At 57.5% G+C, this 8,938-nt stretch carries 8 protein-coding genes and 1 pseudogene; 6 read left to right on the top strand and 3 right to left on the bottom strand.

The features are described 5' to 3' along the window. Nucleotides 1-399: 399 nt before the first annotated feature. Nucleotides 400-1,224: an enoyl-CoA hydratase-related protein gene (locus AC1RDS_RS20720; RefSeq protein ID WP_492227333.1), complete on the bottom strand. Its 825-nt coding sequence runs from the start codon at nt 1,222-1,224 to the stop codon at nt 400-402. A gap of 85 nt (nt 1,225-1,309) precedes the next feature. Between AC1RDS_RS20720 and AC1RDS_RS20715 the strand changes: the two are divergent. Then, nucleotides 1,310-1,573: pseudogene (locus AC1RDS_RS20715) on the top strand (IS3 family transposase); the annotation flags it as partial. A gap of 192 nt (nt 1,574-1,765) precedes the next feature. Here the strand turns inward: AC1RDS_RS20715 and AC1RDS_RS20710 are convergent. After that, nucleotides 1,766-2,944, bottom strand: a complete 1,179-nt coding sequence (locus AC1RDS_RS20710) for a CaiB/BaiF CoA transferase family protein (protein ID WP_492227334.1) — start codon at nt 2,942-2,944, stop codon at nt 1,766-1,768. A 100-nt stretch (nt 2,945-3,044) separates the two neighbouring features. Here AC1RDS_RS20710 and AC1RDS_RS20705 point away from each other — a divergent pair, with 100 nt between their 5' ends. From AC1RDS_RS20705 to AC1RDS_RS20685, 5 genes are all read left to right on the top strand, one after another. Then, nucleotides 3,045-4,184 (top strand): acyl-CoA dehydrogenase family protein, encoded by a 1,140-nt coding sequence (locus tag AC1RDS_RS20705; RefSeq protein WP_492227332.1) that lies wholly within the window; start codon nt 3,045-3,047, stop codon nt 4,182-4,184. Continuing rightward, nucleotides 4,181-5,335 carry an acyl-CoA dehydrogenase family protein gene (locus AC1RDS_RS20700; protein ID WP_492227331.1) on the top strand — a complete coding sequence of 385 codons (1,155 nt, stop codon included), beginning with the start codon at nt 4,181-4,183 and terminating at the stop codon, nt 5,333-5,335. The genes AC1RDS_RS20705 and AC1RDS_RS20700 overlap by 4 nt, the downstream gene beginning before the upstream one ends. Then, complete coding sequence (locus AC1RDS_RS20695) at nt 5,328-6,110, top strand: enoyl-CoA hydratase/isomerase family protein (RefSeq protein WP_492227330.1); 783 nt, start codon at nt 5,328-5,330, stop codon at nt 6,108-6,110. Before AC1RDS_RS20700 ends, AC1RDS_RS20695 begins: the two co-directional genes overlap by 8 nt. Nucleotides 6,111-6,174: 64 nt before the next feature. Beyond that, nucleotides 6,175-7,251 carry a tripartite tricarboxylate transporter substrate binding protein gene (locus AC1RDS_RS20690; RefSeq protein WP_492227329.1) on the top strand — a complete coding sequence of 359 codons (1,077 nt, stop codon included), beginning with the start codon at nt 6,175-6,177 and terminating at the stop codon, nt 7,249-7,251. Nucleotides 7,252-7,333: 82 nt separating this feature from the next. After that, the gene (locus AC1RDS_RS20685; protein ID WP_492227328.1) at nt 7,334-7,942 is read left to right on the top strand and encodes a TetR/AcrR family transcriptional regulator; all 609 of its coding nucleotides are present in this window, start codon (nt 7,334-7,336) and stop codon (nt 7,940-7,942) included. A gap of 295 nt (nt 7,943-8,237) precedes the next feature. Here AC1RDS_RS20685 and AC1RDS_RS20680 read toward each other — a convergent pair whose 3' ends face one another. Further along, the gene (locus AC1RDS_RS20680; RefSeq protein ID WP_492227327.1) at nt 8,238-8,819 is read right to left on the bottom strand and encodes a zinc-binding dehydrogenase; all 582 of its coding nucleotides are present in this window, start codon (nt 8,817-8,819) and stop codon (nt 8,238-8,240) included. Between the last annotated feature and the right edge of the window lie 119 nt (nt 8,820-8,938).

Genomic DNA, 8,938 nt, shown 5'->3' with positions numbered 1-8,938 from the left:
TCGTCTGTCAATAGCATTCTGTACATACCCTCCAATATGGAGCATATACAGCCAATTTCAATGATTCAATGGACTAGCCTGTGTTGCCGGTGCTGTAGCGCGTGCAGCAGGAATTCCTTGACGCCGAATACGGTGGCTTAGAAGCCTAATTGCGCCACCAGATAGGTCGCCACCCGCCGGCTAGGAGCCTGTCGGACTTGAGTCACCGCAACGTGCTACAAGCCGAAAGTCAAGTATCTCGCGCCATTTGCAAACAGACTTTTGCCTTGTAGTGCGTCAAATCTGCTTATAAATTAAGCAATCACCCTTGGATAGCTGAAAGTCCGACAGGCTCCTAGGCGCGGCTGAATGCACTGTACCTCCACTAGTGAGGGGGCCTGGGGTCTCCTCGAGAATCTTTTAGCGCCCCTGGAACACGGGTTCACGCTTCTCGATAAAGGCCTTGACCGCTTCGCGGTGGTCTTCGGTTTTGCCGCAGTGAACATGGTGTGTGGCTTCCAGGTCCATGCATTCGTCCACCCCGCCGGCCATGGCGCGGTTCAGGTTTTCCTTCATGTAGCGGTATGCCACGACCGGGCCGCGTGCCAGTTGTTGGGAAATCTCGCGGGCACGCTCGGTCAGGGCGTCCGGCTCGGTCACCCAGTTGCTCAGGCCTAGGCGCAGGGCTTCCTCGGCATTGACACGGCCACTCAGCAGGTAGAGCTCGCGCGCCTTGGCGGCGCCGACCAGTTGCGTCATGAAATAGGTGCCACCGTAATCCCCCGCGAAGCCGACTTTGGCGAAAGCAGTGGTCATGAAGGCTGTGCTTGCCATCAGCCGCAGGTCGCAGGCAAGGGCCAGTGATAGCCCAGCTCCCGCTGCCGGGCCCGGCAGTACCGCGAGGGTGGGCTTGGGCATCTTGAACAGCCGCCCTGCCGTTTCGCGCTGGCTGTGGCGCTGTTGGTGGATGGCCTCGTCAATGGTGCGCGTGCCCACGGCGCGGTCACCGGACGCTTCCATGCCCTTGACGTCCCCGCCAGCGCAGAAAGCGCCGCCGGCCCCTGTGAGCACGATGCAGCGCACGGCCGGCTCGAACTCGGCTAGGTGCAGTTGCTGCTGAAGGGCCTGCAACATGGGGCGCGACAGGGCGTTGCGTGCATGGGGGCGGTGGAGCACCAAGGTAAGTACGCCTTCGTCCCGGTAGGCTTGCAGGTCGGGAGTTCCGGTGTCGATAGCGGCGGTCATAGGCGGGGAAGTGTTGGGTGCTAATTCGGTCAATATAGGATGCACCGCGCGCCGCCAGCAGTCGCAAGGGAGACACCCATGTCCTCAGCCGCATGCACCTGTCATGGTTCATTCCAATCAGGGCTGCCAGTTAACCGGCCACGAGTGGCAGACCTTCCCGCGCGACCACAACCTGGTTAGTAGCATGAGCCGGCGTGGCAACTGCCACGACAACTCTGTGGCCGAGAGATGTTTCCAACTGCTCAAGCGCGAACGCATCCGAAGGCGGGTCGATGCAACCCGTGACGATCCGCGAGCTGATGTCTTCAACTACATTGACATGCTCAATAAGTCACAGTGCCGTCATTCGTAAACGGCAGGTCTATCACCTGTAGAGTTCAAGCAATGCAATTCCTAGCTGCTCATGAGTGTCTAGGAATGCCGGGGCGATTTAGTCACTTCAGTATGCGATAGCAAAGCACAAATGCGCAGGCAACAGCCACGCACCAGCGTTCAGGTGGCACCGCCAAGCACAGATATCTTCCCATGAAAGTCTGATTGTTTACTGCCAGGCGCTTAGCGCCCGCTCGCTGTCCTCGCCCAAGTTGGGAGCGGGCTTGTAGATGGCCGTGGGGGTTTTGGAGAACAGGGCCGTGGGGCGAGTGGCTACTACTTCGCCTTCCGTGGGGTGGGTCATGGTCTGGAACAGGCCAGTGCTTTGTACCTGGGGGTGGGTTTGAATGGTGTGGATGGAGTACATCTCAGCCACGGGAATGTCCATCTCGCAGCACACCTCCATGATCTCCTTGGTGGTGTATTGCGCAGTAATGTTTCGCAGCTCCGCGTAGATGGCTTGAATGTTCTTGTTGCGTTCGGTGCGGCTGTTGATGTTGAACTGGTCGATGAATTCACCGCGTCCAAAGCGGTGGAAGAACGCTTTCCAGTGCTGCTCGGTATAGGGTAGCAAGGCGATGTGTCCATCCTTGGTGGGTGCGGGCTTCCGGCCGCCCTTGAGCAGCCGGGCATAGCCCGCATCACCAATGGGCGGGTGAAAGCCCTGGCCCCCCAGGTGCTCCGTCATGGTGAAGGCAACCATGGTCTCAAACATGGGCACTTCCACATACTGGCCTTCGCCGGTACGGGTCTTGTGCACCAACGCGCCGAGGATGGCGTTGGCGGTGGCGAGGCCTGCAATCTTGTCGGCGAGCAGTGTTGGCGGGTATTCGGGCACGCCCCTTTCATGACCTACCAAGTGGGCAAGGCCACATGCGCCCTGGATGATGTCGTCAAACGCCGGCTGACCTGCAAATACGCCGCTTTCTTCAAAGCCCGTGGCCGCGCAGTAGATGATGCCAGGGTTGATCTTCGCAACCTCCGCATAGCCAAAACCCAGCCGCTGTATGGCTTTGACGCGGATGTTGTGCACCAGCACGTCGCTCTGGGCTATGAGCCGGAGCAACTGTGCCTTGCCTTGCTCGCTCTTAAGGTCGATACATACCGAGCTTTTGTTGCGGTTGATGTTCATGAAGGTGGAGCTCATACCGGGCGTGCGGCTTACGCCGTTAGCACGCATGAGGTCGCCTTCGGGCGGCTCCACCTTGATGACGTCAGCTCCGTAGTCCGCCAACACCTGGGTGGCCACCGGCCCCAGCACCACGGCGGTCAAATCCAGTACCTTGATGCCAGTGAGCGGGCCACGATTGGGAGATTTGTTCTCGTCAGCTACTTCCATCTTGTTCATTCCGTTCATTTGTTGACTCACTTCTAATCGTTAATACCTAGATTTGGATCGCCATGTTCAATATACATTGTTGCTTGTAAGCAAGCAAGTAAGGAGAAACATGGATACGCTGCACATCAAGGTAGGCGAGCTGCCGCCTGAATGCGAAGAGCTTCGGGCGGAGGTAAGGGCCTTTGCCAAAAGAAACATGACGAAGTATTCCAAGGTCCAGCGGGCCCATAACTGGACCGGCCGGGACCCAGCCTTCTCCAAGATGATGGGCGAGAAGGGGTGGCTGGGAATGACCTGGCCCACCGAGAGTGGTGGGGGTGGTCAAAGCATGCTTGAGCGCTATGTGATGCTGGAGGAGCTGTTGGCTGTGGGTGCCCCTATGGGCGCACACTGGGCGGCCGACCGGCAGATGGGTCCACTGCTCATCCGCTACAGCAAGGATAAGCTGGCGCCCAAGATCATTCCTCAAATTCGCCGGGGCGAGGCGTTCATCTGCATTGGCATGAGTGAGCCGGACTCGGGCTCGGATTTGGCTTCCATCCGAACCCGGGGGACCAAGGTAGAAGGAGGCTGGAAGATCAACGGCCGCAAAGTATGGACATCAGGTGCGCACCATGCTCACTATATGGTGGCCCTCGTGCGCACCAGTGATAAAGGGGAGGATCGCCACGCTGGCATGAGTCAAATCTTCATAGAGATGGACCTACCTGGCGTGAGCGTGCGACCCATCGTCTCGCAATTGGGTACCCGGATCTTCAATGAGGTGATTCTGGACGATGTGTTTGTGCCAGACGACCATTTGGTGGGTGAAGAAGGCAAGGGCTGGAACCAGGTGACCAATGAGCTGAAGTTTGAGCGGTCTGGCGCCGAACGTTTTTTGAGCAGCACGCAGCTGCTGTTGGAAATGCTGGATGAGGCTGATCCTGGCAACCGCCAGCAGACCGTAGCCATTGGCAAGTTGATTGCGCGTTACGCCAGCCTGCGACAGATGTCGCAAGGCATCGCGCTGATGATGTCCAACGGTGAGGACCCGTCGCTGGCCGCCTCCATCGTTAAGGATCAGGGCGCGCTGCTAGAGCAGTCGCTGCCCGATATTGCTTACGAAATTTTCCCCGACAAGCTGGGTGACGGCAGTGATTTTGACCAAGTGCTGAATCTGCTGACTCTGGCGGCGCCATCGTTCTCTCTGCGCGGGGGCACGCGGGAAATTCTGCGCGGAATTATTGCGAAAGGACTGGGGCTGCGATGAGCGACAACATGATTCAGGAAACCGTACAGCGGTTGCTTGCCAACGAGGTCAGCCGTGAACTTCTGATCGAGGTGGAAGCGGGAACCTTTGCCAGTGATTTGTGGCGCACCATTGCCGAGGCAGGCATGACCAAGATTCTCTGCCATGAGGAGCATGGCGGTATTGAGGCGACATGGCTGGATGCACTGTCACTGTTCTTTCAGGTGGGCTATACGCAGGCGCCAGTGCCGCTGGCACAGGCAGTGGTGGGGCAGTATTTCGCATCACGCTGCGGGCTGGATCTACCCGCTGAGAGCGTGCTAGCGCTAGCCGCTGGCGCGCAAACCCAAAGCTTAATGGTAGCCAGCAACTCTGCAGGAGAGCCCGCGACCTTCACCGGTCGGATGGAGGCGGTGAAGTGGGCGCGCCATGCGCACTGGCTGCTAGTGGAGATAAATGGTTACATGGGCCTTGTGGATGCCAAGGGCGCGGGGGTGCATGTGGTGCATGGGGTGGATGCTGCATCGCTGCCAGCCGATACGGTGGTGCTGGAGCATGCGCTGGTGGCCCATGTGCTGCCGATCCGCATTGAAGGGCTGCCGCAGCCGGTGCAAGTGGCCTATGCCGCTGTCATCGCCGCGCAGATGACAGGCGCCCTGGAATATGCGCTGGATCTGGCCGTGCAGTATGTGAAGGACCGCGTGCAGTTTGGTAAACCCATTGGCAAAAACCAGGCCATCCAGCAGCAACTTGCCGTGCTGGCCGGCGAAGTGGCATGCAGCTATGCGGCCACCAGCACGGCGCTTCGCGACTTGCCAGCCTTGCAGCAAACCAGTGCTCCGCAGGCCGAGTTCAGCGCCGCAGTGGCCAAGGTAACAGCCAGCGACGCAGTGAAGAGCGGTGCTTCCATTGCCCACCAAGTGCATGGCGCCATTGGCTTTACCTACGAATATCCACTCAACTTTGCCACTCGGCGCCTTTGGGCCTGGCGGGCTGAAGCGGGTGGCAGTACCGAATGGGCGGAGCGGCTTGGCCAGGCCTTTATAAACGCGGGGGCTGAGCAGTTCTGGTGCCACTTGACGGCGCGCGCATTGCCGACAGAGGTTGCACAACCCACCCGCCAAGACTCTTACCAGAACATGAATAAAGAGAGGATGGCCCGTCATGCCTGATACGCCGGAACAATCCATTTTGACCAGCCGCGACGGCCACATCGCCATCATTGAGCTGAGCCGTCCACCGCACAATTTTTTTGATGTGGAGATGATTGCTCAAATTGCAGATGAACTGGACCGATTGCAGGTGGATAAGCGCTGCCGCGTAGTGCTGCTGCAGGCGAGCGGTAGTGCCTTTTGCGCAGGAGCGGATTTTTCCAAGCGCGACGACGCCAGAGGTGCGCGCAGTGCCTCGCGCATCAACCCCATCTACCAGGAGGCGCTTCGTATCTTCAGCTTTGGCAAGCCCATCGTCGCTGCCATTGAGGGATCGGCCGTGGGTGGCGGTTTGGGGCTGGCGCTGGCGGCGGACTTTCGCGTCTCATGCGTGGAGGCCCGCTTCTCGGCCAACTTCAATCGCCTGGGATTTCACCCAGGGTTTGCGCTGTCGTACACCTTGCCTGCTCTCATCGGTAAGCAGATGGCGGCGTGGATGCTGTTCACCGGCGCCCGTGTGGATGGCGAGCGTGCCAAAGAGATTGGGCTGGTGGACTTTATCGCACCCAAGCTCGAAGTGCGCGCCGCCTCCATTGCGCTGGCGCGGGAGATTGCCACCTCATCCCCGCGCGCAGTGCAGTCCACCAGGCAGACCTTGAAGGCTGATTCGCTCAGCCACATCCGCAACGCCATTTCGCGCGAGAGCGCGGAGCAGAGCGCTCAGTTTGCCGCGACGGACTTGATGGAGGGTGTGAAGGCGATGGCGGAGCGACGAGCCCCGGTCTTTGAAGACTGAGCGCCTCCGACATCGCCTTTGATTCGTCGCTGCTTATGCGCACTGCTTTAACTGCAGAAATTGTGTGTGGGAAGGCGACCTGACATTGCAAGGATTCAAGCACGAATCTGTCGATTCACTGGGGTGTGTTAGCTGCAAAAGCAAACTTGATCAACATGATTTAAAAGGAGACAAGACAATGCAAAGAAGACAATTTGGCGCCAGCCTGCTAGCGGGAACGTCGGTACTGACCTTTCCCTACATTGCGCGGGCACAGGACAAGGTGATGCGCATCATCGTGCCCTTCACTGCGGGCAGTGGCTCTGACGAAGGTGCACGCTTTTATGCTGAGCAGATCTCAAAAATTATTAACCGCTCAATCATTGTGGAGAACAAGACTGGTGCCAGCGGTTTGATCGCTGTGCGTGCCGTGCTGGCTGAACCCGCAGATGGCAACACTATTTTATTGGGTAGTAACTCACTCATCGCGGTGAACCCTGTGATGGTGAAAAACCTGGGCTACGACCCGTTCAAGGACTTGGCACCCCTGCATGGGCTAGGTATATCGGCGGCAGCCTTCGTGACAAGTAGCGATTCGCCATACAAAAGCATTGATGATGTGGTGGCCAAATATAAGGCCACGGGCCAGCCGATCTCCGTGGGCAACTACTCCGAGGGCTATAGGCTTGTGGGCGAGTGGTTCGCGCAGGAGGTGGGCATCAAGACCACGCCCGTGCCCTACAAGGGCGGCGCGCCCATGGTGACCGACGTGATCGGCAATCGGCTGGACATTGCGCTTAACGACATCACCGGCGTTGCCCCTATGGAAAAGGCAAAAAAGCTGCGCGTGCTGGCCATTACTGGGAAGGAGCGTGACAGGATGCTGCCGAGTACTCCAACAATGAAGGAGCTGGGTTACCCGGATTTTGAATCGTACGTCTGGTCATCGCTTTCTATGAAAGCGGGAACCCCGGCAAACCTAATGAAGGACCTTGCTGATGCCATCACCGCAGTGCAGGCTACCGAGGCTGCCAAAGCGTACCAGGCAAGCAGAGCTGGTACATTTCTGACAAAGTCACTGGGGGAGCTGGGCGAGTTCCAACGATCGGAATATCAGCGCTTCAAACGCGTGGCCGAGAGGGCTAATATCCTCCCCGCCTGAAATAAAAAATCGGCTTGAGAGCCGATTTTTTTATGGATCGCAATTTGAGACGGGTTTCAAGATAACAAGATATTACGCACCTATGAAAGAAGCCAAAAGTCGCACACAGGAGCAACGACGGGAGGAAGCCATCAACTGTATGGTGCAGGCTGCGATTGAGTTGATTGCTGAAAAAGGTGTGCCCGGACTTACTATGGCCGAGGTCGGCGTCAGGGCGGGGTACAGCCGGGGTCTGGCGCACCTGCACTTTGGCTCCAAGGAGAAGCTGTTGTCAGAATGCTTGGCATATCTGTCGCATGACTTCAACATCCAGCGCAAGAAGGACGGATCGGACACCACTGGCATCAACGGTATCTATTCGCTGGTGAATGCCTATACCCAGCGACCGGAAGACTCGGTAAAACGGATCCGCGCCATGTTCTTCATCGTTCTGGATTCATCCGTAGCCGATTCGCCACTATACGGCTTTGTGCAAGACTACAACAAAAAGAACATGGCCTACGTCGAGTTCAAGCTGAGTGAGGCGAAGGCTCTTGGTCAGATCAAGCCAGATGTGGACGCGCAATCTGCCGCCTTCATCATCATGAGCCTGCTGCGCGGCATCTCTGTCCATCGACTGAATAACGCGGCCAAAGACTCAGTAGCGGTGAAGAAAGAGATTTTGCGGATGATAGGAAAGTGGCTGGTGTGATGAGGGCAAATGAACGCTTGGGTCGATTACAGGCTGAAATGGTTCAGCCTCGACCGGTCGAACGTTTTCATGCGATCTTGCGTTCGTAGTGCAATATTGTTCGTGTGATTGAGCAACTGCAGCATACCGAAATGCACACCAAAAAAGCGTGCCGACGCCGGCGAAGGAGTCGCTGTCTGTCGTTAACGCTGGTACGAGACACAGTGTAAAAATGCTGCGTAATCCGCAGGATACGAAATACACGAAACAGGGGAAAGATCAAAATTTTCGAGCAGCATACTCACTGCTCTACCATTCATGGTTTCAGCAAAATGGATTGTGTACGGTCACGAGACTCTAGCGCCAAGTGCGCTTTTGCAGCATCGTGCAAAGGAAAAACCACGCTGACAGGCGCCTTCAAAACGCCTTGCGAAAAAAACCTGAAAAGTCTGTCAGCCGCGTTGCGTCGTTTCTGCGCGGTCCGTAAGTGCTGGAACACGCTCGGACGCGAAAGGGAATTCGATTTGGGAAACAGCCGCGACACCTCGAACGGTGGCACCGGCCCCGAGGCTTGACCGAAGTTAGCCAAATGCCCGCAGGGTGCTAGACATTCGAGAGAACCGAAAAATGTGTCTTTGCCCACGGCGTCGTAGGCCACCTGTACACCTTCACCGCCGGTGATCTGGTGCACACGGTCCACAAAATCCTCCTCCCGGTAGAGGATGACATGCGAACAGCCTGCAGCGATGGCTACCTCCACCTTTTGTTGTGAGCCCACGGTCCCGATCACGTTCGCGCCCAAATGGCTGGCCCACTGGCACAGCAGCGATCCCACGCCACCAGCTGCCGCGTGTACCAGCACCCAGTCATTCGCGCGCACGGCGTAGACGTTTTCCACCAACACCTGTGCAGTGAGGCCCTTAAGCAGCGACGAGGCATCTGTCGGTTTACCTTAAGTCTGTCACTTTTACACCTTAACTTGGCATCAAAAAATAGCTCCAACGTGGAGAAATCCTC

Source organism: Acidovorax sp. GW823-FHT02H02 (assembly GCF_058797075.1).
This window is presented reverse-complemented; position numbering and strand designations above follow the sequence as displayed.